At 42.5% G+C, this 26692-nt stretch carries 25 protein-coding genes, 4 tRNA genes and 1 pseudogene; 14 read left to right on the forward strand and 16 right to left on the reverse strand.

The window, feature by feature from the left end:
• Positions 1–13 precede the first annotated feature (13 nt).
• From FTU87_RS00140 to FTU87_RS00155, 4 genes are all read left to right on the forward strand, one after another.
• A complete protein-coding gene (locus tag FTU87_RS00140; RefSeq protein WP_034609065.1) occupies positions 14–481 on the forward strand; it encodes a chorismate lyase in 468 nt (155 codons plus the stop codon).
• 6 nt (positions 482–487) lie between these two features.
• The gene (ubiA, locus tag FTU87_RS00145; RefSeq protein ID WP_180096455.1) at positions 488–1366 is read left to right on the forward strand and encodes a 4-hydroxybenzoate octaprenyltransferase; all 879 of its coding nucleotides are present in this window, start codon (positions 488–490) and stop codon (positions 1364–1366) included.
• Between the two features lie 111 nt (positions 1367–1477).
• A complete protein-coding gene (locus FTU87_RS00150) occupies positions 1478–2719 on the forward strand; it encodes a S9 family peptidase (RefSeq protein ID WP_180096456.1) in 1242 nt (413 codons plus the stop codon).
• A 135-nt stretch (positions 2720–2854) separates the two neighbouring features.
• Positions 2855–3112, forward strand: a complete 258-nt coding sequence (locus FTU87_RS00155) for a hypothetical protein (protein ID WP_005096421.1) — start codon at positions 2855–2857, stop codon at positions 3110–3112.
• 1 nt (position 3113) lies between these two features.
• On the opposite strand, the gene FTU87_RS00160 is transcribed toward FTU87_RS00155, so the two are convergent.
• From FTU87_RS00160 to FTU87_RS00190, 7 genes are all read right to left on the reverse strand, one after another.
• Positions 3114–3557, reverse strand: coding sequence for a DUF2726 domain-containing protein (locus FTU87_RS00160; protein WP_005096422.1), 444 nt, complete (start codon positions 3555–3557; stop codon positions 3114–3116).
• Between the two features lie 62 nt (positions 3558–3619).
• A tRNA-Asn gene (locus tag FTU87_RS00165) sits at positions 3620–3695 on the reverse strand.
• Positions 3696–3701: 6 nt separating this feature from the next.
• Positions 3702–3777: transfer RNA gene (locus FTU87_RS00170), tRNA-Asn, on the reverse strand.
• 293 nt (positions 3778–4070) lie between these two features.
• Positions 4071–4146: transfer RNA gene (locus tag FTU87_RS00175), tRNA-Asn, on the reverse strand.
• 5 nt (positions 4147–4151) lie between these two features.
• A tRNA-Asn gene (locus FTU87_RS00180) sits at positions 4152–4227 on the reverse strand.
• A 147-nt stretch (positions 4228–4374) separates the two neighbouring features.
• Positions 4375–5001: a superoxide dismutase gene (locus tag FTU87_RS00185; protein ID WP_100328762.1), complete on the reverse strand. Its 627-nt coding sequence runs from the start codon at positions 4999–5001 to the stop codon at positions 4375–4377.
• A 153-nt stretch (positions 5002–5154) separates the two neighbouring features.
• Positions 5155–5913, reverse strand: a complete 759-nt coding sequence (locus FTU87_RS00190) for a Nif3-like dinuclear metal center hexameric protein (protein WP_180096457.1) — start codon at positions 5911–5913, stop codon at positions 5155–5157.
• A 170-nt stretch (positions 5914–6083) separates the two neighbouring features.
• Here FTU87_RS00190 and FTU87_RS00195 point away from each other — a divergent pair, with 170 nt between their 5' ends.
• A complete protein-coding gene (locus FTU87_RS00195; protein ID WP_005096426.1) occupies positions 6084–7265 on the forward strand; it encodes a trypsin-like peptidase domain-containing protein in 1182 nt (393 codons plus the stop codon).
• 137 nt (positions 7266–7402) lie between these two features.
• On the forward strand, positions 7403–7660 hold the full coding sequence (locus FTU87_RS00200) for a hypothetical protein (protein WP_005096427.1): 258 nt from the start codon (positions 7403–7405) through the stop codon (positions 7658–7660).
• A gap of 341 nt (positions 7661–8001) precedes the next feature.
• Here FTU87_RS00200 and FTU87_RS00205 read toward each other — a convergent pair whose 3' ends face one another.
• From FTU87_RS00205 to lipA, 3 genes are all read right to left on the reverse strand, one after another.
• Positions 8002–8391, reverse strand: a complete 390-nt coding sequence (locus tag FTU87_RS00205) for a carboxymuconolactone decarboxylase family protein (protein ID WP_005096428.1) — start codon at positions 8389–8391, stop codon at positions 8002–8004.
• A gap of 168 nt (positions 8392–8559) precedes the next feature.
• Positions 8560–11064 (reverse strand): acyl-CoA dehydrogenase, encoded by a 2505-nt coding sequence (locus FTU87_RS00210; protein ID WP_180096458.1) that lies wholly within the window; start codon positions 11062–11064, stop codon positions 8560–8562.
• A gap of 719 nt (positions 11065–11783) precedes the next feature.
• On the reverse strand, positions 11784–12797 hold the full coding sequence (gene lipA / locus FTU87_RS00215) for a lipoyl synthase (RefSeq protein ID WP_180072149.1): 1014 nt from the start codon (positions 12795–12797) through the stop codon (positions 11784–11786).
• Positions 12798–13010: 213 nt separating this feature from the next.
• Between lipA and sthA the strand changes: the two genes are divergently transcribed.
• Positions 13011–14426: a Si-specific NAD(P)(+) transhydrogenase gene (sthA, locus tag FTU87_RS00220; protein ID WP_100355232.1), complete on the forward strand. Its 1416-nt coding sequence runs from the start codon at positions 13011–13013 to the stop codon at positions 14424–14426.
• Between the two features lie 138 nt (positions 14427–14564).
• Here the strand turns inward: sthA and FTU87_RS00225 are convergent, their stop codons facing one another.
• The 5 genes and pseudogenes from FTU87_RS00225 to FTU87_RS00235 form a co-directional block, all read right to left on the reverse strand.
• Positions 14565–14894, reverse strand: a complete 330-nt coding sequence (locus FTU87_RS00225) for a four-helix bundle copper-binding protein (RefSeq protein WP_100355231.1) — start codon at positions 14892–14894, stop codon at positions 14565–14567.
• A gap of 300 nt (positions 14895–15194) precedes the next feature.
• Positions 15195–15290: pseudogene (locus tag FTU87_RS15045) on the reverse strand (TauD/TfdA family dioxygenase); the annotation flags it as partial.
• A 163-nt stretch (positions 15291–15453) separates the two neighbouring features.
• Positions 15454–15588 carry a hypothetical protein gene (locus FTU87_RS15050; RefSeq protein WP_005096435.1) on the reverse strand — a complete coding sequence of 45 codons (135 nt, stop codon included), beginning with the start codon at positions 15586–15588 and terminating at the stop codon, positions 15454–15456.
• Complete coding sequence (locus tag FTU87_RS00230) at positions 15581–16795, reverse strand: MFS transporter (RefSeq protein ID WP_180096459.1); 1215 nt, start codon at positions 16793–16795, stop codon at positions 15581–15583. The genes FTU87_RS15050 and FTU87_RS00230 overlap by 8 nt, the downstream gene beginning before the upstream one ends.
• 154 nt (positions 16796–16949) lie before the next feature.
• Positions 16950–18020, reverse strand: coding sequence for an OmpW family protein (locus FTU87_RS00235; protein ID WP_074383021.1), 1071 nt, complete (start codon positions 18018–18020; stop codon positions 16950–16952).
• A gap of 438 nt (positions 18021–18458) precedes the next feature.
• Here FTU87_RS00235 and FTU87_RS00240 point away from each other — a divergent pair, with 438 nt between their 5' ends.
• Positions 18459–18638, forward strand: coding sequence for a hypothetical protein (locus FTU87_RS00240; RefSeq protein ID WP_074383020.1), 180 nt, complete (start codon positions 18459–18461; stop codon positions 18636–18638).
• 272 nt (positions 18639–18910) lie between these two features.
• Here the strand turns inward: FTU87_RS00240 and FTU87_RS00245 are convergent, their stop codons facing one another.
• Positions 18911–19699 (reverse strand): hypothetical protein, encoded by a 789-nt coding sequence (locus FTU87_RS00245; protein WP_180096460.1) that lies wholly within the window; start codon positions 19697–19699, stop codon positions 18911–18913.
• Positions 19700–19932: 233 nt separating this feature from the next.
• Here FTU87_RS00245 and uvrB point away from each other — a divergent pair, with 233 nt between their 5' ends.
• From uvrB to FTU87_RS15055, 6 genes are all read left to right on the forward strand, one after another.
• Positions 19933–21954: an excinuclease ABC subunit UvrB gene (gene uvrB / locus FTU87_RS00250; RefSeq protein ID WP_005096439.1), complete on the forward strand. Its 2022-nt coding sequence runs from the start codon at positions 19933–19935 to the stop codon at positions 21952–21954.
• 145 nt (positions 21955–22099) lie between these two features.
• Positions 22100–22687, forward strand: a complete 588-nt coding sequence (locus FTU87_RS00255; RefSeq protein ID WP_100328754.1) for a lipocalin family protein — start codon at positions 22100–22102, stop codon at positions 22685–22687.
• A gap of 163 nt (positions 22688–22850) precedes the next feature.
• Positions 22851–23783 (forward strand): EamA family transporter RarD, encoded by a 933-nt coding sequence (rarD, locus tag FTU87_RS00260; protein WP_180096461.1) that lies wholly within the window; start codon positions 22851–22853, stop codon positions 23781–23783.
• A gap of 251 nt (positions 23784–24034) precedes the next feature.
• Positions 24035–25492: a glyceraldehyde-3-phosphate dehydrogenase gene (locus FTU87_RS00265; RefSeq protein WP_005096443.1), complete on the forward strand. Its 1458-nt coding sequence runs from the start codon at positions 24035–24037 to the stop codon at positions 25490–25492.
• A 187-nt stretch (positions 25493–25679) separates the two neighbouring features.
• On the forward strand, positions 25680–26054 hold the full coding sequence (locus tag FTU87_RS00270) for a helix-turn-helix domain-containing protein (protein ID WP_180039424.1): 375 nt from the start codon (positions 25680–25682) through the stop codon (positions 26052–26054).
• Positions 26055–26083: 29 nt separating this feature from the next.
• Positions 26084–26677, forward strand: a complete 594-nt coding sequence (locus tag FTU87_RS15055) for a hypothetical protein (protein WP_257220444.1) — start codon at positions 26084–26086, stop codon at positions 26675–26677.
• The last annotated feature ends 15 nt before the right edge of the window (positions 26678–26692 follow it).

The following is a 26692-nucleotide window of genomic DNA, read 5'->3' on the forward strand; positions in this document are numbered from 1 at the left end:
TCAGCATGCCTTGATGCCCACTATGTCTGCTGAGCTAAAACCATGGCTGTATGCCTCAGGTTCTCTGACACAGCAATTGACCGGCTTGGCGCAGGGACAATTTCATGTTGAGCCTATTCAAGAGCATTTTCAGCGTTTAAGCTTCGCCAATGCCAAATGGATGCAGATGTCACATCAGCATACTTCCTGGGTGCGGGAAAGCTATCTCTATGGTTCAGAACAGTCGCCCTGGGTGAAAGCAAAGAGTATTTTTCCAATTTTAAGCCTGCAGAAAAAAGCCCGAATCTTTCAGCATATTGGGACTAAGCCAATTGGCTGGTTCCTGTTTCAACGGACGAATCCACTTTGCCAGCGTCGGGTCATTCTTTTAGAAGAGGGTTGGACGCGTCAGAGCTGCTATACTTGGCACGGCTGTAAATTTATCGTACAAGAAACATTTTTACCGGCATTTGAACACTTTATACAAAATTCAAGGGCTTGACTTTATATGGCAACTGCACAAGCAATAACCTGGCGTGAGCGTCTTGGCGCCTATTATTATCTTTGTCGTTTTGATAAACCGATTGGTACTGAACTGGTCTTTTGGCCAACCTTGTGGGCGTTATGGATTGCGGCTCAGGGGATGCCACGCATTGAAATTTTAATTCCCATGATTTTGGGTGTGATTTTTATGCGGGCGGCGGGTTGTGCCATCAATGATTTTGCTGACCGTAAAGTCGATGCGTATGTGGAGCGTACTAAAAACCGACCACTAGCGACCGGAGTCATCAGCGCCAAAGAAGCGGTGATGGTATTTCTGGTTTTGGTGGCTGCCAGCGCCTGTCTGCTACTTTTCTTGCCGATCGAAACTTTTTACTGGTCATTTGGGGCTTTGCTGTTAGCGTTTATTTATCCTTTTATGAAACGTTATACCCATTTGCCTCAGGTATTTTTGGGTGCAGCATTTTCCTGGGCCATACCCATGGCCTATACCGCTGTTGGGCAAACTCCCGATCTGACCTGCTGGTTATTGTATTTTGGCAATCTGGCCTGGACTGTGGCCTACGATACTCAATATGCGATTGCAGACCGTGAATATGATTTAAAGATTGGAGTAAAATCAACCGCAATTCTGTTTGGTCGCTATGATATTCCAATCATTAGCACCTTGCAGGCGAGCAGTATTTTATTGATAGGTGCTGCACTTTGGCTGGAAAATTTATTGATTCCATTTGGCTTGTTAGCACTTTTGCTGGTTGCTGCTGATTTTATTTACCAATGGTTTAAAACTCGCGATAAAAATCCACAGCTATGTTTTTGGGCATTCCGTCATAACCGTTGGATTGGCCTCATTATTTTTGTGGGAATATTGTTTGCTCTAAGATAATTACCGTATGTCGGATAACAACAAAAGCATCCTATAAAGGATGCTTTTTTTATGATTAATTTTGAGTGATCTCGATTAAGAGATAGGGAATAACAATAAAAGGATAGAAATATGCAGAACAGTTATAAGAAATTGATGTTAGGTGTGCTGTGTTCCTCGGTACTATTTTTATCTGCGTGTAACGATGATGATAATAATGATTTCTTTGTCCCGCAGCCTCAGGTTTTTCTCGGTGAACAAACGTATACCCAAGATGTTATGTCTCAAGCATCAAGTATTCGGGTTATGCGCTATAACATGCCAAATGTACAGAATAGGACTGCAGAAGCTACTGCCTTGGTAATTTATCCGCGAACACAACAACCACGAGATGGTTGGCGTGTTGTTGTCTGGGAGCACGGTACAGTAGGGAGCGGTGATAGTTGTGCGCCAAGTCGAAATACTTTTAACCCACGCTTTAAAGCCATGGCTGAGAGTCTGCTTGCCAAAGGCTATGTGATTGTTGCTCCTGATTATGAAGGATTGGGTACACAGGGCATTCATCCTTATTTACATTTAGAGAGTGCGGCACAATCTGCAATTTATGCAGTGAAAGGATTTAAGCAACAGCAAGGGAATAGGTTTAATGGAGCTTGGGTTTCTGTGGGTCAATCACAAGGGGGGCATGCTTCGCTTGCAACGGCAGAATTTGCAGGAGATGATCCAAACTATAAGGCAGCGGTTGCTGCGGCACCAGCCTCCAGCCTAGGTTATATTATTGGTACAGTTGCCCCACAAGCTTTAAATCGATTAGTTTTCGGTGAGGGTGCTGATGTTGTTCCGGCAGGAACTGCCAAAGCTGTGTATTCAGAATTACTTGCTTATGCAGCATATGTGGCAGTTGGAATTAAAGCTTATGAGCCAAATTTTGTATATCAGAATATTTTTGAATCCAGTGCAAAACTGGTTGCTGAGCGTGCAGAAGGAACCACTGGTGAAAATGGCTTGTGTCTAGGCGATTTAATGACAGAGTTTAGTGCGGATATCGATCAATGGTTGCGGCAGAATCCTGGAAGAACAGTAGCTGAATATCCGGGGTTGATAGATGCTTTTGATCAAAACAGATCTGTGAAAGAATTTTTGGTGGAGAACCAACCCGCGACTAAAAAAATCAGTGTACCAGTCATGATTATTCAGGGTAAGGAAGATATGGCAGTACCTTATGATGTTACAGATGTTTTGCAAAAGAATTTGGCAGCTTTGGGTACAGATGTGACTTTCCTAGGGGTTGAGGGTGCAGGACATACTCAAGCAATTGTAGAAAAGAATGCTGAACTGGTTGCATTTATTGAAGAGCATATGCCAGCTAAGTAAAGAATAGAGTTATTAAGATCTACAAAGGAGCTTCGGCTCCTTTTTTACAGTAAAACTTTTCAAAGACTTGAGCTATGACTTTATTTTGTTATATTGAGCAGTGCAATTAAATGACGAAATTAAAGTAGGTTTGTTATGTCTGAGCAGCCGCAGCCCCGCAGTGTTAAAAAGCTGGTAATTTTAGGTGCGCTGGTATTATGTATACCGATATTTTTGGTGAGTATGGCTTTTCTTGCGGTAAATAGTGATGCTAAAAATCAGGAAAAATATAAACAGCAGCAGGCAGAAATGATTGCCCGCATCGAAGCGCGAGAAGCTGCGGAAAAGCTCAAAGCAGAGCAAGATACAAATTCAACCCAAGCTGCATCCGAAAGCGCAGTAACCTTACCTTAAATTATCTCAAATCTCTTTGCAGTTGTCTGATGCTTGGAATCTGAGTGTATCGAATTACGGTATAGCCTGCTGCAATCAGCATAGCATCCCGTTCAGCATCTTCCTGCTCTTTGCCAATGTGGCTGGGATCATCCAGTTCAATAATGGCCAGTACATTATAGTCACGATCAAGCACCACAAAATCTGTAACTTTACGATTGAACTGATTACGCATGTTCATCTGGTCATGCGTAATCAAGGCGCTAAAGGCAACCTGAGCCAGAATATGATGATGAGGAAAGGCTTCTTTTAGGCGTGTAAACATCCTGCTTTCAAAAGCAGTAATCACACGCTTCGGATAGAATTTTTTTTGACGGGTGAACAGATGTGGGAAGAGCAGGCAAACTAACGCAAAAGTTGCCAGGCAGCCAATCACAAAAAATATAAACTGACTCAAATTAAACACAGATCACAAATAGGGACGAATAAAAAAACCCACTTCGCAATGAGTGGGTTTTTTCAGAATCTTGGCTCTCCCACCTGGGCTCGAACCAGGGACCTGCGGATTAACAGTCCGTCGCTCTACCGACTGAGCTATGGGAGAATAGATTGGCTCTCCAACCTGGGCTCGAACCAGGGACCTGCGGATTAACAGTCCGTCGCTCTACCGACTGAGCTATTGGAGAATCTGACAGCGATTATAGAGAGATTTGAAAAGGGGTCAAGGCACTTTTAGAAAAAAGCCGAAGAAATTGAATCAAGTGTTTTAAAAATAGTCGAAAAGGCTTGGAGTTCAAACTGTTATGTTTATGTAAACAGTCTGAGCAGTCAGATTGTTATCAGCCTTAATTTTTGTAAGTGATCTGGATCAGAGAATATAAGGTAGCTGATTGTATATACAGATATCACTACCGATCTCAATTTAAAAAAAGCAGATATAAAAAAACCCACTTCGCAATGAGTGGGTTTTTTAGAATCTTGGCTCTTCCACCTGGGTTCGAACCAGGGACCTGCGGATTAACAGTCCGTCGCTCTACCGACTGAGCTATGGAAGAATAGATGGCTCTCCAACCTGGGCTCGAACCAGGGACCTGCGGATTAACAGTCCGTCGCTCTACCGACTGAGCTATTGGAGAATCTGATCGGCATTTTAGGCAGGAAACCCAAGGTCGTCAATCAATTAATGTAAAGAAATGAATTGTTTGCTTTATAAATATTCATTTGGGGCTTAAAAATAAAAAAATCACCCGAAATGGGTGATTTTTTAGCAAAGAAATAAAGAATTATTTCTCAACACCTGCAGGCTGACCTGCATATTTCGCATTTGCATAATCCCAGTTTACTAGGCTTTCCAGGAAAGTAGAGATGTATTTAGGACGTGCATTACGGAAATCGATGTAATAAGCATGTTCCCAAACGTCAATCGTCAATACTGCAATTTTGCCATGTGCCATTGGCGTATCAGCATTTGAAGTTTTCATGATTGACAGTTGACCGTTTACTTGGTCAGCCACTAACCAAGCCCAACCTGAACCGAACTGAGTGGTTGCAGCAGCAGCAAATTCTTCAGCAAATTTTTCGTAAGAACCGAAAGCTTCATCAATTTTTGCAGCCAAAGTGCCCGTTGCTTTACCGCCACCGTTTTTAGCCATACAGTTCCAGTAGAACGTGTGGTTCCAAACTTGAGCAGCGTTATTGAAAATACCTGCTTTAGACGCATCACCAGCAGTTGCTGTAATGATTTCTTCTAGAGTTTTGCCTTCAAGCTCAGTACCAGCGATCAGGTTGTTCAGGTTAACCACATAAGTATTGTGGTGTTTGTCGTGATGGTATTCTAAAGTTTCTTTGCTGATGTGTGGAGCAAGATCTTCGTAGCCATAAGGTAATGCTGGTAAAGTAATGGTTGTCATGTTCTCAATTCCTTGCATTTAGCTGGGTTTTAACAATAAGTGGCTTTATTGTAATAGATAATCGGACCAAATGGGCATTACGTATAAATAACAATACACAATAAATCCTGAAAATATATAAATAAAGCTCGTGGAAAATGCTGTCAGCGAGAATTAAATCGGATTGTTTAATTCGTAATAAGCATACTCAATATTAAACTGTTCTGAAATCGCTTTGGCCAGGCGCTGTACACCATATTTTTCAGTGGCATGATGGCCACAGGCATAATAATGTACATTCAGTTCCTGAGCTTCATAGAAGGTGCGTTCGCTCACTTCACCAGAAATATAAGCATCACACTCTTGTAGCGCTGCTTTATGAATATAATCCTGCGCACCACCGGTACAGAAACCGACTTTATGGATTTGAGTTTTGTCCGCAGGAAGATGAATTGCATCAAAGCCAAGTTTTTCTGAAACATGGTTTTTAAAATATTCAGGACGCATCGGTTGTTTTAAATAGCCAATACTGCCAATCGGATGGCGTTCACTCGGATCCAACTGTTCGATATTTTCCAGTTCTAATAAATCTGCAATCGCCGCATTATTGCCTAAAGTTGGATGACTGTCTAAAGGCAGATGATAGCCAACCAGAGAGATATCATTTTGAATTAAGGCTTTAATTCGTTTACCGCGCATACCAGTGATCGGGTAGGCTTCACCTTTCCAGAAATAGCCATGATGAACCAGCAGTAAATCTGCGCCTTGCTCAATTGCCGCTTCGATCGCACTTTGCGAAGCACTCACGGCACACAGAATTTTATTGACCTCGGATTTACCTTCAATCTGCAAGCCATTCGGTGCATAGTCCTTAAATTCACGTGACGCTAAAGTCTGGTCACACCATTGAATAATATCGTTCAAATTCGCCATAAAATTCCTGTAAGTTTAAAAACTTGCCCATATTTATCTATAGCTTTAATTGTAACTAAAGCTGCACAAATCTCTGTGGAATTTTTTGTGTTTAGTTATGTATTTAGCATTACAATAGAACACAAATTACTTAGTCATCAACGAATTAAAATATTTTAGAGGATAGCAACGTGCGCCGCACCTTTACATGGTTACCCTGGGTGTTACTGATTTTAGTCATTATCGGTTTTTTGGGGTGGCAACAACTACAAAAACCAAAGGCACCAGTTGCGCCAGATGGCGTCAAAATGCCTGCTGAAAAAGTAGAGCCGTTGATTGATACGTCGCGCTCAGGAGGCGTGGTCTCCTATAGTGCTGCGGTGAGAGTAGCAGCGCCGGCTGTAGTCAATATCTTTACCACTCAAAAAGTCAAACAGCAGGCTCATCCTTTGTTGACCGATCCGGTCTTTCGTGAGTTTTTTGGCGATCAGTTGCCTGACCAGTATGGACAAAGTCCGAATGAGAACAGTTTAGGTTCCGGGGTGATTGTACGTCCTGATGGTTATATCCTGACCAATAATCATGTGATTGCACAGGCAGACCAGATTGTGGTGGCTTTGCAGGATGGCCGTCGTGCTGAAGCAAAAGTTGTGGGAATGGATCCAGATACCGATCTGGCAGTGATTAAAATTGAACTGGATCAATTACCCGTGTTGCCTTTTAAATTGAGTGGCAATGAAGTCGGTGACGTCGTTTTGGCCATTGGTAACCCATTTGGTGTGGGTCAAACCGTAACGCAAGGGATTATTTCAGCAACAGGGCGTTCAGATCTGGGCATTAATACCTATGAAGACTTTGTGCAAACCGATGCTGCAATTAACCCGGGAAATTCAGGCGGAGCCTTGATCGATGTCGCCGGCAACTTGATTGGGGTGAATACGGCAATTTTCTCGCAAACTGGTGGTTCACTGGGGATTGGTTTCGCCATTCCAGCCAAAATCTGTCAGCAGGTGATGAATGCTATTCTGAAAGATGGCCGTGTCGTTCGTGGCTGGTTAGGAATCAGTTTATTACCGACAGAACGTGATGATGTACTGCAACCTAAAGAGAAAGGGGTGACCGTCGCAGAAGTGCTGGCAGATGGACCGGCAGCGAAAGCGGGCATCCAGCGTGGCGACAAAATTATGAAAGTGAATGAGGAAGAGATCAGTTCGGCTTCGCATTTGATTAATTTTGTTGCCCTGCAAAAGCCGAATAGTACCATTCAGATTGAAGTGGAGCGTGCTGGCAAAACCATGATGCTGGATGTAGTAGTGACTGAGCGTAAAGCACAAAACAGTTCTTCTCAATATATTCCACTGCCCGGTCAGTAAGTTTTTATTTAAAAAAATCCCTCTGCAGAGGGATTTTTTTGCTTGTTATTTTTTAGTTACCTGATACAAAAATGAAATACGGCTTTTGGTTTAAATCATTTAACTTGATGAAATTACATCAAAAGAGAAAATAAAAAATGACTTTTATGACGGCGGATCAGGCCAAGGTTTTATCAGATGTGGCCAATTTAAATATTGAGGTCTATAAGCCGCGTCTAGCCAAGCTAATTGAAGAAAATGCGAAACAGGGCAATACCGCAGTCATTACTGTATTTCCCAAACATTTGCCTTTGGAAGATATTCGGGCTTTATCAGCCGAGTTGACTGAACTGGGCTATAACGTACGTTTTGAAGTGCTGGAGTTTTATTATAGCTTTAATGTGTACTGGCTCTAGTGTGAATCTTCATTGAACTAAGGCTTATTTTGAGCCACTATTTTACTGGATCTGTCTGATCTTGATCTTATGAGTGATCGGGCTGTATGTGATCAAAGGCGCGAGTTTTTATAAGTAGGTGCTCAACTCTAAAAAATCCATCAGTTTTATTTTAGAATCATTATTGTAATGTACCGAGAATCTACAATTTCTCGGTACATATTCATTTGACGGATAGGCTGAGATCAGGGTAAGCAACTAAAATCAGCTGAGCTTTATTTAGCCTAAGTAACTTATGAATCATCTGCAAAATTAAATTGTGAGCTCATTTCTAAAACGGCTCAATTTCATCTGCAACCAAATTATTCCTCATTCACCTGATATTCCTGGATCACTTCAAGTGCCGCCCGAAATGCCTCCTGAGTTGCTGGTGCACCGCAATATGGCAGGCTATGGAGTAACACTTCCTGAATTTCCTCAACCGTCGCGCCGTTGTTAAGAGCGCCCCGAACATGGCCTTTTAATTCAGTGGGGCTTTTTTGAGCCGTAAGGAAAGCAATGGTAATTAAAGAACGATATTTACGTGGCAATACACCTTCACGTTGCCAGGTTGAACCCCAGGCATGTTCATTAATCCAGTCTTGTAGAGGCTGGGTAAAAGGCACGGTATTTTCCTGTGCACGTTTGACAAAGCTTTCGCCCATGACATCAGTACGCACTTTCAGGCCATTTTCATAATCTTGTTGTGACATGGTTTACCCTCAATTTTCTTATAGCTCTAGCTTAGTGCTTTTTATGCGAAATACCATCGTGCCATAGTCGTAAAAAAGTGGCTAAAAAGCCACTTGGAAAGGTTCTAAAGTGAAATATTCAACTACATCCCACTTTGGAATTTATGACACCTTTGGTCAAAGTTTGATTTAAGGCGAAGTTGAGTGTGAAGGATCGGTTTGAACAGAAGTATCGGTTCCTGTCGCATCTGCTTTACGAATATGGGGGTTCTCCAGCTCCAATACTTCCTGTAAATGCAGATCAAAGACATCTGTCAGCATGCTGTCATAACGACGTGCATTATAGTGAAGCAGTTTTTCTGCTTCTCCATCATTAATAAAGCCATGTTGCTGTGCATCTGTCACATGCTCGGCAAAGCTTAAACCTTTAAACTGACCTTTGTTTTCAGCTTTTTTAAAGCGATCCCAAAGCTGTTCAATATCCAGTAGCAAAGCGAAAGTCGATTCCATGCGTCCAGTGACATCAGTTTCATGGGTATTGTAATAGACATGCTTTTTCAATACCTGACGGAATGCGTTATCTTCCATCATGCTATTTGCAACCTGCTGTTTAAGCTGGTCTGAGGGTTTGTGTACAGGACGGCCAAATGGGAAACATAACAGCTTGACCATACCTGCTGCTGCACCGGCCGGGAAGTTAGCAAATAAATCATAAAATGCTTCCTGCGCTGTATAGAGTGACTTTTCTATTGCAAGCTGTGCATGCAAATGTTCAGCTTCAGTCTTTTTGCTATGCTCAAAATACTTCAGAATAGAGGAGGCAATAAACAGGTGAGCATGAATATCGGCGAGACGTCCGGACAGCATTTCTTTGCGTTTGATATCGCCTGCCAGCAAACCCAGACACATGTCTGCGGTTAAGGCAAAGTTGGCGCTCAGCCGGTTAATGACCTTGTAATAAGGTCGGGTAAACTCAACCGCACTTTGAGGTGCTGTACTTGAACCACCCGTAAATGCGTAGGCAAAGGAACGGGCGGTACGGTTAAAGGTATATCCCAGATGTTTAAACAATAAATGATCAAAAGGCTTGAGTGCGGCTGCCGGGTCTTCAGCCTGTAAGAGTTGTAATTCTTCATAGAGATAAGGATGGCAACGCATTGAACCCTGACCGAAAATCATCAGGGAACGACTGAGAATATTTGCACCTTCAACGGTAATGGAGACTGGAATCGCCTGATAATAAGGTGCCAGAAAATTACGTGGCCCCATCTGAATGGCGCGGCCACCGACCACATCCATCCCGTGATTCACCACCTTACGCATTCCCTCTGTGGCATAGTATTTGGCAATCGCTGTCATTACAGCAGGCTTGCCGCCCTGATTAAGGCCACAAGTCACCAGATAACGGAAAGCTTCCAGCATATAGGTATCACTGGCAATTTCACTATTGGCTTCCTGAACACCTTCAAACTTGCCGACTGAAATTTTAAATTGTTGACGGATTCGGGAAAAAGCCCCGACATTTAAATAAGTCATTTCTGCCGCAGAAGTAGACAGTGCCGGTAGGGAAATGCCACGACCCACAGCCAGACATTCCATCAGCATGCGCCAGCCCTTACCGGCATTTTTTACGCCACCAATAATCCAGTCCAGAGGAATAAATACATCTTTACCTTCAACTGTACCATTCATGAATGGTGGGCCGGGATTATGACGAGGACCTACTTGGACCCCTTCGTGACTGGCAGGCAGCAGGGCACAGGTAATACCATATTCAGTCTGTTCGCCCAAAAGATGATCCGGGTCATACATTTTAAAGGCCAGACCTACCACTGTTGCAATGGGTGCCAGCGTAATCCAGCGTTTGGAAAAATTCATTCGCAAGCCTAGGACTTCCTGACCTTCAAACTGGCCATAGCAGACCACGCCAGTATCGGGAATAGCGCCTGCATCAGAGCCGGCTTCAGGACTGGTCAGGCCGAAACAGGGAATTTCTTCACCTCGCGCCAGGCCCGGCAGGTAACGGTTTTTCTGTTCCTCAGTACCATAATGCAGCAATAGTTCACCCGGGCCGAGAGAGTTCGGTACCATGCAACTCACGGCCGTGGTGAGGGAGCGAGAGGAAATCTTGCTCATTACCCGGCTTTGAGCAAAAGAACTAAATGCGCGACCACCATATTCTTTGGGAATAATCAGGCCCAAAAAACCATGCTCCTTAATATATTGCCAGACATGATCAGGCAGCGCTTTCTGCTCGTGAATTTCCCATTCATCCAGCATGCTGCACAAGGTTTCAACTTCATTGTCCAGAAAAGCCTGTTCTTCTAGCGAGAGTTTTGGATAAGGATAGCTATTAAAGGTTTCCCAGTTCGGCGCACCCATAAACAGTTCTTTTTCCCACCAGCTGGTTCCGGAGTCCAGTGCTTCACGCTCTGTCGGACTGATGCTCGGCATGGCATTGGCCAGTGCTTTATAGGCCGGTCTGGAAATAAACGACATGCGCAGAGGGTCGATTATCACCACGAGGCTGATCAGGATGAGTGGGATACCAAGAATCAGTGACCACGGACTAAGAAAGGCACAGACCACTGACACGACCATCAGCACGATTGCACCCGCACTACGCGAGAGCTGAAAATAGAAAACTGCCCATAAACTCAGTAATAGCAGTAGCACAGCGAAAATAAATGACATTGTTATATTTCTCCAGATTTATACAACGTTGCCTGTGCTGGGATCTCATAGAATTTTTGTCACAGTTCATTCATTTTTTTGTCGCTTGAGGATCGGACAGGTTCAGCATTGCACATGTGAGAATGATCGTTTTCAAGTCTTGCAACGATATGTTTAAGTCTTGCATCTATTTTGAGGTTGTTGGAAAAATGATCAATCTTCAAGTGAGAACGCGCAAAGAAATGTGAAGATAAGTAATGACTTAATCTTTATCTAAAATAAAAAATGGGGTTTAACGCTCAGTAAAATTTTAATATGGATATTAAAAAGCCCTCTACTGGAGAGTAAAGCTGATCAGTTAAAGAATTTAGAAATAGACTCTTTAACTGCTTAGTCGTTCAAGGTCGTTCAAGATGGAGTCTTAACTTTTTAAATCAAATATTTGTAAATCATTTGTTACTTTGGTTTCGCCCAAATGAGAAGCGAAACTTCGCAAGGAAGGCATCTTGTGATCCCTCACCGCAAAACTCGTCAGCCACCATCCACTAGTAAATTTGTCATGGAAACCATCATTTTTTTAATATTGCCGTGCAATATACCTCATGCTTCAAACAGTTGCGGATAACTTTGCTATCTATCAAATATAATACTGAATTTAAAAAATAAAATGCCAGTCAATTGCTTAACTGACTGGCATTACTCTACTTGAGAGGGCTTTTATTTCATTGGTTTAAACAGGACTAAGCTTCAATGGCCTGAACAGCAATTTTCTTGGCAGGGTCAGTTTTACGACGCACTGCTGGAACCGGTTCGCCGTAGTATTGACGATCGGCAAAGTAGCTTGAACGAACCATGGGTGCTGCCCAGATATTGCGGAAGCCCAGTTTTTGGCCATGTTCGGTATAACGTTCGAATTCTTCAGGGGTCACAAAGCGATCAATCGCTGCATGTTCTTTAGAAGGCTGTAGATACTGACCAATCGTCACATAGTCCACGCCGTGTGCATGTAAATCGTCAAGTAAGGCAAGCACTTCTTCTTCAGTCTCACCAATACCGACCATCAGGCCACATTTGGTTGGAATATTCGGGCAATATTCTTTAAACATTTTTAACAGGTTTAAAGAGTGCTGATAATCAGAACCTGGACGCATCGCTTTATATAAACGCGGCACTGTTTCAATATTATGATTAAACACATCGGGTGGACATTCGGTCATGATGCGCAGTGCAATATCCATACGGCCACGGAAGTCCGGTACCAAAATTTCAAGTAAAGTTTTTGGACTTAAAGCACGTGCTTCTTTAATACAATCGACAAAATGCTGCGCACCACCATCGAGTAAGTCATCACGGTCTACAGAGGTAATCACGGCATATTTCAACCCAAGATTAGCAATGGTTTCGGCCATGTGGCGCGGTTCATCTGCATCCAATGCATTTGGCCGACCATGTGCTACATCGCAAAATGGACAGCGACGGGTACAGATATCACCCATAATCATAAAGGTTGCGGTACCGCCACCAAAACATTCAGGCAGGTTTGGACAGGCTGCTTCTTCACAGACAGTATGTAGTTTTTGCTCGCGAAGCGTTGTTTTAATCCGTTGTACTTCTTCCGGCGCTGCCATCTTTACGCGAATCCAGTCCGGCTTACGTGGTGTTTCAACCGTAGGGATCACTTTTACAGGAATACGAGCGACTTTCTCTGCGCCACGAAGTTTGACACCCTGTTCAGGTTTACGGTTTTCAGACATATTCAACTTTTCCACTGTTTTTGAAGGGGGAGATGATCAAAGATAGCGCGTTTATTATAACGAACTTAGCTATAAATAGGGCAAAAAGGGGTATTCATTTAAAAAATGTTCTCATCAACCAATATATGTGAGTTAAATACACAAAATCAACAGGATTTACGTCATAATAAGCAGGTAGATTAAAGTGAATTTTTTAATTTTGAGGAGCGTTGAATGCCACGTAAAAAAGAGGTCGTTAGTGGGACTTTCGTTAAATATGATGCGGTAGTTCTAGGTTCGGGCCCTGCGGGCGAAGGCGCGGCAATGAAACTTGCCAAATCTGGTAAGCGTGTTGCAATCGTTGAGATGCGTGAACAGCTAGGTGGTAACTGTACCCATGTAGGTACTATTCCAAGTAAAGCATTGCGTCAAACGGTATCCAGTATTATCCGTTATCAACGTGATCCACTGTTTCAGAAAGTTGGGGACTGGAAACAGTTCACCATGAAGCAAGTATTGCGTCATGCGCATAAAGTGATTCAACAACAAGTAGATACACATTCACGGTTCTATGACCGTAACAAGATCGATATCTATCATGGTCGAGCCTATGTTCAGGATCAAAATACTATTTTTGTATTTAGTCCAGACGGCATTAAAGAAACCTTGGTGTTTAAGCAACTGGTCATTGCCAGCGGTTCGCGTCCGTATCGCCCAGAAATTCTTGATTTTAATCATCCACGTGTATTTGATTCAGATAAAATTCTGGATCTGGACTTTTCTATCCAGAAAATCATCATTTATGGCGCAGGTGTAATTGGCTGTGAATATGCATCGATTTTCATTGGTCTTGGGCATAAAGTTGATTTAATCAATACCCAGCACAAACTGTTAAGCTATCTGGATGATGAAATTTCCGATGCGCTGTCTTATCACTTGCGTGAGCAAGGTGTGCTGATTCGTCACAATGAACAGATCGACTTTTTAGAAACATTTGATGATCATGTGGTGATGCACACGCAAAGCGGCAAAAAAATTAAAGCCGATGCAATTTTGTGGTGTAACGGCCGTTCAGGTAATACCGATGGTTTAGGGCTGGAAAATGTTGGCCTGAAACCAAACAGCCGTGGTCAGTTGACGGTAAATGATCAATACCAGACTGAAGTTGAAAATATTTATGCTGCCGGTGATGTAATCGGTTGGCCGTCGCTTGCATCTGCTGCTTATGACCAAGGTCGTTGCGCGGGTGCCAATATGAGCGGTGAGCCAGACGTTGCCCCCGTTACTGATATTCCAACCGGAATTTATACCATTCCCGAGATTTCTTCGATTGGTAAAACTGAGCAGCAGTTGACTGAAGAAAAAATTCCGTATGAAGTCGGTCAGGCCTCGTTCCGTCATTTGGCGCGTGCGCAAATTACCGGTGACACTATGGGCGAATTAAAGATTTTGTTCCATCGTGAAACGCTGGAAGTTTTGGGTGTACATTGCTTCGGTAATAATGCATCTGAAATTATCCACATTGGTCAGGCGGTGATGAACAGTCCAAACAATACGATCAAGTATTTTGTGGAAACCACGTTTAACTATCCGACCATGGCGGAAGCCTACCGTGTAGCGACACTCAATGGTATGAATCGTTTATTCTAAGCGAGATGTTTGCCTTGGATTTAAAAAACCCGTAAGTGAAGGCTTGCGGGTTTTTTGTTTTAAATGCTTTAAATCAGCTAGAAGATAAAGCATTGACCAATTCAATTCGGATGAAGATAAAGTTGATTAACTTGGTTTTTAAGCAGCCATTTTTCGGCATTCTTCTGCACAACGGCGACAGGCTTCTGCACATTGCTGACAATGTTCATGTTGGTGCTGACTGCATTCCTCTGCGCAATAATCACAAGCCTTGGCACACAGCTCGCAGATTTCCTGCATAAAAGGCGATTGCTTCTGCTCCATACGCGCGCAGAGCTGACAAATATCGGCACAATCCAGACAACGCTGGATGCATTCACGCATCATTTCTACATGTTCTTCTTTTAAGCAGGCAGCTGCACAAGCAATACAGGTGAGGGAGCAGCTCATACAGGTTTGAACACAATCTGACAAATGACTGGTATTCATCTTTTTCTCCTTAAGGCGATAAACATATTCATGACTGAATACGCTAAGCAGAAAAAGGAAAACACACTAGGTTAATTAGGTGAGAAAAAGTAAAGAATAACTTGGTTATGTAAAAGGATATACGAAAGAATCTTATATTCATCAAGCTTGAAAAATAAAATTCACTCGAGCAGAACTGGCAATATCCCAAAAATAAAACACCATTGAGGTGGTTAGTTCCTCAATGGTGAAAGTGTATACCTCGCTGATCTAATTATTCTGGAAGGCTGGATCGTCCTTTTTTTATTATGATGTTTCTCATTAATACAGGCGACTACCGGCAAGACTGATCCGTTTGAGTAAATGGTGCTGATCGGCTGGAAAAGGACGACTGGAATGTAAAGTCTCGGAATTTTCTTGTTCATGAGCATCTAAGAAAATTGCCGATTGAAACAAAATTAAAAAAGTAATGATCGAAAGTTTATAAATAACCTTGTATTTTTATTATTCTATTGATTATGAATCATTTAAGGTATTGTGCTGTGAATTGTGTTTATTTAGCTGAGTAAATTTCAGCAGTTTAATGCGCACAAAAGGCCTGATTAAAGTATTCAAACAGCTGCGGTGTCTGGATCCATAATGCCACCGACAGAGCAAATAAAAGCAAGAGCGCCACAGCAATCGAGATTTTGAGTATGAGCATAGAATCAGTCATGCACAATTTGCTCCTCATTGACCCAGAAATGTACCAATACGCCAAAAATGCTTAAGGCAATCGACAGCATCCAGACAGCATTATAATTACCACTCAAGTCATGATTGACTCCGCCAAGATAACCACCGAAAAACGAGCCAACCTGATGGGTAAAAAACACGATACCACTGAGCATGGTCAGGTATTTCACCCCGAACATATTCGCCACAATGCCGTTGGTGAGCGGAACGGTCGATAGCCAGAGTAATCCCATAATGACACCAAAGGCATAGACTGTCCATGTGCTCAGTGGCAGCATGAGAAAGGCAATAATTGCGATCCCGCGTAAGCCATAGAGACCCATCAACAAATGCGGCTTGGAATATTTACCCCCGAGCCAGCCCGCAGTATAGGTGCCGACCACATTAAATAGACCCACCAATGCCAGAAAAATAGTCCCTGTGGTGGCATTAAAACCGTGATCAATCAGATAACCCGGCAGGTGAATGCCAATAAATACCACCTGGAAACCGCAGACAAAAAAGCCCATAGACAGAAACCAGAAGGGTTTATGATTTTTCACTACCAGCAGAATCTGTTTAAAACTGAGGGACACTTTATTGGGTGTAGATGCTGCATTTGGATGAATATACATTGGTGCTTTCAGCATCCAGGCCAGTGGTACAATCAGGGCAATCAAAATCGCACTGACCACCAATGCTCCTGACCAACCGACATTCTGTAACAGCAACAGGGTCGAAGGCAGCATGATAAACTGGCCAAAAGATCCGGCCGCACTGGCAATACCCATCGCCAGACTGCGTTTTTCTGGTGGTGCAGCACGTCCTACAGCAGACAGTAAAACCGGGAAAGATGTTGCAGACAGGGCCAGACCTAAAATCAGGCCCACACTCAGATTTAACAGCAGTCCAGTAGAACTGACCGCCATGAGTAGCAAGCCCACGGCATAGAGTGCCCCACCTACGGCAACGACAATCTTGCTGCCATATTTATCTGCGAAGGCTCCAGTAATGGGTTGTACTGCTCCCCAGATCAGGTTTTGCATGGCAATCGCCAAGCTAAAAACATTATGTCCCCAACCAAATTCATCACTCATCGGCACCAGATAAAGACCAAATGCATGACGTACGCCCAATGACAATGCCAGAATGATAGCGGAGCCAATCAGCATAAAAATAAGCGCTTTGGAAAATGGAGTATCGGACATAGGGTGAGCATGCAGATGAAATAAGCGCTTATGGTATTCGATTCAAGCTATGGAGGCGATAAAATAAAAATTAATCAAAAGATAAATTTTTTTTATCAATATTTTAAGCTTAAAAAAACGGCCGAAGCCGTTTTCCTAAAACCTGATCTTGAAATTAGAAACGCATCCCGAATCCTGCATAGGCCAGAATAGGATTGATTTCCACATCAGCTTTTGAGCTAATCAGGGTTTGTCCGGTATTTTCATTAATTACTGTAATTTTAGATTCATTTTTCAAATGGGCATAAGATACTGAACCAACTGCAAACCATTTCTCATTGAAATCATAAGTGAAGCCCACAGTCGCTACGGGAGCAAAGGCATCGGTAGCCTCAAGATCCACTTTCATTCTGCCAGTACTGTCCTTCATTTCCAAGGAAGCACCAGCATTCTGATTAATAATATTCTGGATCATATGACCTGCAGCAACGAGATCAGATTCAATGCCTTTATCCATTTCAAGCTCATTGAAATAAGCGTACATTAAGCCTACCCCTACATAAGGTCTGAATTTATTGACCCCGGTTTTACCAAAATGATACTGGAATTCAAAAGCAGGGGTCCAGGCACGTGCTTCTGCTGCTTTGCTAGACTGGGCTAGATCTGTAATTCTAATGTCATTAGCAAGATTCAAATTACCTGCAATCCCGCCTAATGGCGTTGCCACAGCGGCAAATGGCGCATAGATTGTGCCTTTGCCCTTGATATCGACCTTGGGAGGAATGCCGGCTTTCATTTCAAACGAAATATTATCGGTAAAATAGTAGTTGGACATAATGCCTAAGGTAGTGACATCATCGGCTTCCAGACCTGTTCCTGGATTATCCCATTCTGAAAGACCATATACGTAGGAATCTCCAGAAAGGCCACTAGATACTTTACCCCCAAATGCACCAATTAGTCTGACTAATCCTTCAACCACACGGTTTGGTTTGCGGTCGGGGTCAAGGTTGTCTATGACGGTTTGCGCCTGAATATCTCCAACTTTAGATTGATAGCCTTCATTAATCGCAGTATTGACACGAACAGGCTGTGCTTTACCTTGTGGCATGACATGCAAGGCACCGACTGATACAGAAAAGCGCTTAAAGCCATCTCCATCCTGCAGACTAAAATAAGGTGAATCTGCATGTGCAACCATAGGTAAAGTGGCTAGGCCTGCCATACATGCCAGCATTGTTTTCATTGATTTGGAACTCCATGTCCACTGTGTTTATTCGTTTTTCTAGTAAATTTATTATGTGAATTTCATTAAAAAATTCAGTTATAGAACAACAGGTCAAAGGTTAACCGTTGGTTAATATTTGTATCTATCGTATATTTTATGTTTTGTGGGATTGGGTTATTTAGATCAAACTACCTGAAAAATAGCTATTTAAGTCCATTATGCCCAGCTGGCCTTAGAAAACATTTGGTCTTTTTATCAGCATGTTTTTGATTTTGTATTTGACGCTCATGTTTGAGTTGAGACAAAGCACAGGGGGGGAAGTGGTTTGAGAATTGGCTAGTTTTTTTCTGCATGACTGCAGCCAGAAAAAGAGCTGGATGAATTTATCCTAGATCATGCTACCCAGTCACCTGAGTTTTTTTGTACAATAGGCACATATATTATTGAGTGAATCATATGAGCACCCAAACGCCTCCCCAAAAAAAGCCCCTAGTTAATTTGCCTTTTCCGATCAAGCAGGCAGAACAGAATGCAGCAGAAGAAGTTCTAGAAGATTTAAGACCAAGACCGCAGCGTTATGCTGACCGTACCTGGATGCCGCCACGCGGTACTCGTCGTTCAATGGGCAAGCGCTAATTGATCCAACTTAAAAAGCTATGATGAACCATGGCTTTTTTTGTGTGTAATATTTGGCATTTAAGTCATCACAATTTTATTGGTCTATTTATTTTCCCGCAAAATACACTCTGAATCCTATTGAATTATCCATATTCTTTATTACTTTGAGCTGCTGCATTCAAGATCTAGAACATCGCATCGACAGGGAAGCTAAACGTTCGCCTGAGCTATTGCATGGCTTCTCCCCATAAAAAAAGCCAATTCAAAAATTGGCTTTCAGTCAGATCTGGTTAGCGAATAGTTTTACGTGCTTTATTTTCCGGTTTCGGTGGCGCAATTTCTCGTACTCCTTGCCATACATCAATAAAGTCTTTTTCATTGAGATTATATAGCTCAAGTAGCGCTAAAATTACACCACCAAACAGCATGCCGCCTTCTGAATGACTCTGGAAGTCGACCAGTTTAGTATTTAGGTTATGCAGAATATCTTCAATTTCAAAGACACGTTCCCGCCCATTGCTGTCGGTTGGATAGATCTGGGTATTTAAAATAATTCTTGCCAGACTTTTTTCATTTTCACTTAGTGGTAGTTCTTCAATCAGTTCATCCGTCGCCGGAGTTAAAATGACTGAATCACGGAATATGGTATGTAGGAAATTTGCTGTTAGTTTAGGTAAAGGTTTTTCTACAAAAGGGCGAAAAGATTGCGGGAAAATGACATTGCGTGAAATGCCTTTAAACATCGGTGCAATTTCTTCGACTTTATAACCTGCGATCCCGCATCCTAAAGACGTAATAAAATATTTATTTTTAGAATGGTTTTTGGTGTAAATCTTGAAGTCATCGATATAGTGCTGGATTTGTGACAGCGGCATTTGCTGCAAATGCTCGTTCATGGTTGGAATGGCATAGCTTTGACCCGACCAGCCACGACCGACGCCCATGACTGCACCAAAATGCTCAAGCGCTGTTCTTGCTGCGCCTGCGCTATGCTGACCCGCCAGATTGCTGCCAAAAACAAACACGGTATTTTCCGGAAGGGATTTAACAATATTTTCATCGTGATAGTGGTAAGTCATAATTGTCTATTCGAGGCCATCCTGATCTTCATGTTGCCTTTGATCGGGGTTGGGGTCAAGTAAAAAGCAGGGATGGCCTGAATGTTGAAAGACTGACTAAATATGAGAATTCTCAACATATTTCTCGACTGTCATCATCTGTTGGATTTCGGTATTTTGGCTATGGAATCTGCTCCGGCAAGTCTGAAATCTGCTAAAATTCCTGATCCGCATTCGAGTTGAGACATGTAGCTGTGACTGATAAGCAACCCTTTGAATTAGTAACCAGTTATCAACCCGCAGGTGATCAGCCACAGGCCATTGAAAAGCTGGTCAAGGGTATTGAACAGGGCTTTCATGATCAGCTTTTACTGGGCGTTACCGGGTCGGGTAAGACTTATACCATGGCCAATGTAATTGCACAGACCCAGCGTCCGACCATTGTCATGGCACATAACAAAACGCTGGCTGCACAGCTTTATGGCGAATTTAAAGCATTTTTCCCGAATAACGCCGTCGAGTATTTTGTCAGTTATTATGATTATTATCAGCCGGAAGCTTATGTGCCATCTTCAGATACTTTTATCGAGAAAGATGCCGCAATTAATGACCATATTGACCAGATGCGTCTTTCCGCGACCCGATCATTATTAGAACGTCGTGATGCAATTATTGTCGCATCAGTTTCTGCAATTTATGGTTTGGGTGATCCGAATGCCTACATGAGCATGTTGCTGCATGTGGTGGAAGGCGACCGCATTGGTCGTGATGACATTATCCGCCGTCTGGTCGAAATGCAGTATTCGCGTAATGAACTGGAATTCCTGCGCGGTACTTATCGTATTCGTGGGGAAATTATCGATATTTTTCCGGCAGAATCGGATCAGGATGCCATCCGGATTGAACTGTTTGATGATGAAGTCGACTCCATCCGCTGGTTTGATCCACTGACCGGAAAAATGGTGCGCAAAGTCCCGCGGGTGACGATTTATCCCAAAAGTCACTATGTCACGCCAAAAGACAATTTATCCCGCGCGATTGAAACCATTCGGGAAGAACTCAAAGAACGACTGGTGTTCTTTCGTGAAAATGACAAATTGCTGGAAGCGCAGCGGATTGAACAGCGTACCCGTTATGATCTGGAAATGATGCAGCAGTTGGGCTATACCAATGGCATCGAAAACTACTCGCGTCATTTGTCTGGACGTCCTTCAGGCGAGGCGCCGCCAACCTTGTTCGATTATATTCCCGATGATGCCTTGCTGATTATTGATGAATCGCATGTGACTGTGCCACAAATTGGTGCCATGTATAAAGGCGACCGTTCGCGCAAAGAAAATCTGGTGAATTACGGCTTCCGTTTGCCAAGCGCGCTAGATAACCGCCCGATGAAATTTGAAGAATGGGAACGCATTGTCCCGACCACCGTTTATGTCAGCGCAACGCCAGCACGTTATGAACTGGAAAAATCGCAGCAGATTGTCGAGCAGGTGGTACGTCCGACCGGTCTGATCGATCCTGAAATTGAAATTCGTCCGGTACTGACGCAAGTCGATGATGTACTTTCAGAAATTAATCTGCGCAAAGATATCAATGAGCGGGTACTGGTCACCACCTTGACCAAGCGCATGGCAGAAGACCTGACCTCTTATTTGAAAGAGTACGGGATTAAGGTCGCTTATTTACACTCGGATATCGACACCGTTGAGCGCGTCAAGATTATTCATGAGCTGCGTACTGGCGTACACGATGTGCTGGTCGGGATTAACCTGCTGCGTGAAGGTCTGGATATGCCGGAAGTGTCACTGGTTGCGATTCTGGATGCCGATAAAGAAGGTTTCCTGCGTTCTGAGCGTTCTCTCATTCAGACTATCGGGCGTGCTGCGCGTAACCTGAAAGGGAGGGCGATTTTGTATGCAGATCGAATAACTGACTCAATGCAAAAAGCCATTGATGAGACAGATCGACGTCGTGCCAAGCAGATTCAGTTTAATGAAGAGCATGGTATTACTCCGCGTAGCGCAGTCCGTCAGGTAATCAAGGAAATCGATACCGGTGAAATATTGGATGATGATTCAATTGAATTGAAAGCTTCTGATCAGGCGCGCGCGATCAGTGCAGATGAACGACATATCATGGCAGACCCGAAAATGTTTGCGAAGCATATTAACAAGCTTGAAAAGGAAATGCTGAAAGCCTCTAAAGAGTTACAGTTTGAGCAGGCTGCACGTCTGCGTGATGAAATTTTGCGCTTAAAAGCCCAGATGTTTGATTGATTTTTTTTACATGAAGTTTTATTTCGATGACCTAAAGTCAATCATAAACCAAACATAATGTAACAAATCAAGTGCTTGGATAAGGCTATTGTAAGAACAGAAAATTTTTAAATAAATATTTTGTGAACATATAATAGGTATTTTTATGACAACTCAAAATTCTTCAGGTAATGGATTGAAGCTGGCAAAAATTGCTGTGGGTAGTGCGGTTCTTCTTGGTTTTGGCGCGGCGACGATGGCCTATGCGCAAAATGAGCCATTAGCCACTGTTGAAAAAGTAGAACTGGACCGTTATTTGGGGACTTGGTATGAAGTGGCGCGCAAGCCTTTGTCTTTTCAAAATAAATGCGATCGTGATGTCACTGCAACCTATACCTTAAATGAAAATGGCAATATTGTGGTCGATAACCGCTGTATGAAAAAAGATGGTCAGCCCACCCAATCCTTGGGTGAGGCATTTGTGCAAGATCCACCGCAAAATACCAAATTAAAAGTCAGTTTCCTGCCCGAATTTATTCGCTGGATTCCGGTCGGGCGTGGCGATTATTGGGTCTTAAAACTGGATGAGAATTATCAAACCGTTCTGGTCGGTGAGCCTAAACGTAAATACATGTGGATACTGTCACGTAATCCGCAATTAGATAAAAATGTTGTAAACGAATATTTGCAATATGCACAGTCTGTGGGTTATGACCTGAGTGATGTGATTCATACCAAACAAACGCAAAGATAGAAATATCTTCTTAATCGAAACCATGCTTAGGCATGGTTTTTTATTTTTATGAGCAAAAATATATTTCAAAGTAGGGTAGTGATTTCACTTTAAATAGATGAAGCATCAAGCTTTCTAGTGTACTAATCGTTATAATGCCGGCGAATGAAAGTAGAGTTTGACTATGTATAAAGGCATTGCGTTATCTGTATTGGCCTCGGTGGTTTTCGGGGTGCTCTATGTATTTACGCCTTTCTTGCAGCCTTTAGATAGTGAACAGACCTTTGCCTGGCGCATGCTGGCCACAATTCCGTTTTTAACTGCCTTTATGTGGTGGTCGGGTGATCTGCAACATATCAGCAGTATCTTTAAGCGGGTTTTGCAGCAACCTGCCTTGTTGATCTGGCTGCTGATCAGCTCCCTGTTATGTACCACACAATTATGGCTGTTCTTGTGGGGCCCTATCAATGGTCGTGGCCTAGAAGTCTCACTCGGTTATTTTCTGTTGCCGCTGGTGATGGTACTGGTGGGCTGTGTGGTCTATAAAGAAAAATTATCATTATTTCAGATGGTTGCTGTGGCTTTGGCTGTGCTGGGTGTGGGGCATGAAATCTGGCGGATCGGCTCTATTGCATGGGAAACGGTCTATGTGGCTTTGGCCTATCCTTTGTATTTCTTCATGCGGCGTAAATTTGCTACGGATCATCTGGGGGGCTTCTGGTGGGATCTATTTCTGATTTTGCCCGCTGCATTTTATCTGGGTTTTATTTATAGCGACTCGATGCAGCTCATGTTAAATCATTCTCATTTAATCTGGGCAGTATTGGTATTGGGTTTTTTGAGCGCACTGGGACTCGGTAGCTATATTCTCGCCAGCCGATATTTACCCTTTGTGATCTTTGGATTGTTGAGTTATCTGGAACCTGTGCTGTTGGCCTTTGCCTCGATGGCTTTGGGGGAGCGTGTGGAAGCTGGCGAGTGGCTGACTTATATTCCAATTTGGCTTGCCGTATTGGTGCTGGTGATTGAAGGAATTCTGCATCTATTTAAGCAGCGTAAACAGCAATTAGCACTTAAGAAAAATCTGGCAAACTATCAGGATCGACTAGACTCTTAAAATTAAAAAGAGATCGAATGAATAAACAACATTTAACAAATTTCTGCTCCGTACGGGAAAACGCATGCTTTTAAAATTTTTGAATGCAAAATCATTTAGCTAATTGCAACTATTTCCCAGATTTATAGTGAATATACGTTAAAAACCACTCGTCTCGGTGAGCTTTTGATTCAAAGTTGCCTCCAATTCCATTACAATTATGGGGTTTTGAAATTTATGCCTAGATTTACAATTAATTAGAGGACGTATCTGTGAGCAAAGACACTATCGTTGCCCTACATGCAGAGCACCAAGGTCGCTGGAAAAACCGTGAAGAACTTGCGGAACGCATGATTGCCCTTGTTGGTCAGTTATATCGTGAAAAAAATATTGTAGCTACAGTTTATGGTCGCTCTTTAATTAACCGTTCTGTGATTCAGATCTTGAAAGCACACCGCCGTACTCGCGTACTCGATGTTGAACTTTCGGTTGTAAATACATTCCCAATTCTTGAAGCATTGGCGAAAGTTGAGAACATCGGTTCTGCTGAAGTTGATCTAGGTAAACTTGCTGTTGAATTTAAAGAAAAAGGCGGCGACATCGATGCATTTGTTGCAGACGCTGTTAAATCTCTAGAAGGTAATGCTGCTGCTGTAGAACATAAAGACGTAGTTCTTTATGGTTTCGGTCGTATCGGTCGTATCCTGGCACGTTTGATGATTGGTCAATCAGGTCTGGGTCGCGGTCTTAGCCTGAAAGCAATCGTGGTTCGTAAATCATCTGATGGTGATTTGGAAAAACGTGCATCTCTACTGCGTCGTGACTCGATTCATGGCCCATTTGCAGGCACGATTTCTGTAGATGAAGAAAACGAAGCAATTATTGCAAACGGTAACTTCATTAAAGTGATCTATGCGTCTAATCCTTCTGAAGTGGATTACACAGCATATGGTATTAACAATGCACTTGTGATCGACAACACTGGTAAATGGCGTGATGCTGAAGGTCTTGCTCAACACCTCAAATGCCCGGGCGCTGCTCGTGTTATTTTGACTGCACCTGGTAAAGGTGACATGAAGAATGTGGTTTACGGTGTGAACCAGGCGGACATCCTTGCTGAAGATAGCATCATCTCTGCTGCAAGCTGTACGACTAACGCAATTACTCCAACACTGAAAGTATTGCATGATAAATACACCGTGTTAAATGGTCATGTTGAAACAGTTCACTCGTTCACAAACGACCAGAACTTGATCGATAACTACCATAAAGCGGACCGTCGTGGCCGTGCTGCAACATTGAACATGGTTATTACTGAAACTGGCGCAGCGAAAGCAGTTGCTAAAGCGCTGCCAGCACTTCAAGGTAAATTGACAGGTAATTCTGTACGTGTTCCTACGCCAAATGTATCACTTGCAATTCTTAACCTGACTTTAGGTCAAGACGTTGATCGTGATGAAGTAAACGAATATATTCGTCAGATTTCAATCGGTTCGATCCTTCAAGGTCAAATCGGTTATACCAACTCGACTGAAGTGGTCTCTTCTGACTTTATTGGTTCACGCACTGCAGGTGTATTTGACGCGCAAGCAACAATCACTTCAGGCAACCGTTTAACTGCTTATGTTTGGTACGATAACGAAGTGGGTTATAGCTGCCAGGTATTACGTATTGCTGAACAAATGGGCGGCGTAAGCTATCCTAAAGTTCCTGCAGAAACAAATGCATAATTTGTTGATGTAGTTTAAAAAAGAGTCTCTATGGAGGCTCTTTTTTTATACTTATTTTTTATTGAAGTCGGGTGGATTCGATTCAATCACAAAATGTAAATCAGCTTGCTGACGAAATATTAATCTGTTAGCTTACAAAGAGTAAGTATATTAAAATCAGTAAGTAATAAAATCCCGAGATAGATTTATGACAAATTATGCAATTAGTCCGTTATTAGGACAGGTTTTATCAACTGAATGTCCATCACGTGAAATATTGGAGCATCTTTCCAATAAATGGTCGGTCTTGGTGTTGCGTTGCCTGAGTGAAGGTGTGCATCGTTTTAGTGAACTGAAACAACGGATTGAAGGAGTGAGTGAAAAGATGCTCTCCCAGACTTTAAAAGTGCTGGAACAAGATGGTTTTGTGCTCAGAACGGTTTATCCGGTTGTGCCGCCCAAAGTGGAATATCAGTTGACCATTACCGGTTCACAAGCTGCGGATAAAGTGATGCAAATGATTCACTGGATTGAACGTGGTTTACCGGAAATTTTGGAAAATAAACAACGTGTTGCCAAATAGAAGCTAAATTGCTTTTGGGGTAGCAAGAGATGAAAAAGTCAGAAAATCTGTTGGCTACTTTACTGGCAGTGTATGCAATCATTTTAGTTTTATGCATTGCGATTTATGCAATCTTCAAACTTTTAGATGTTGATATTGCTTTAGCGACCAATCTCTTGCTTTGGTCAGCAGGGATATTTGCACCGATTGCAATATTAATGACCTATACTAGTTGGCGAGAGCAGAAAGGGGTAGAAGTAATTGCTAATTATTGTAAAGGACTAGTTATTCAACTTGTTGAGCTTGAGCATCTTAGTAATCAAATATGTAATTATTTAATTTATAAACCTGATCGAAATGAAAGTATAAAAATATTGAATAAAAAATTTATATCTATATTTAATGAGCAAGAAGATGCTTTTAAATTTTTAGGTAAAGCAATATCTGATGGAGAATTAAAAGACCAAATTAGGAGATTTCAAAATCAATGTTTGCTTAACTATGTAAGATATAACGCACTGGTTGGTAGTGAAAATTTGGAACATATCGCGAATATTACACCTCAATTAGGTAGTATTCATCGAGAACAAAATTCTAATCTTAGAACAGAGTTAATGAAGTATGTACTTTACCAAAAGGAATAAACCGATCGATTTATT

This window comes from Acinetobacter sp. YH12156 (assembly GCF_013418235.1).
Taxonomy (GTDB): Bacteria; Pseudomonadota; Gammaproteobacteria; order Pseudomonadales; family Moraxellaceae; genus Acinetobacter; species Acinetobacter pseudolwoffii.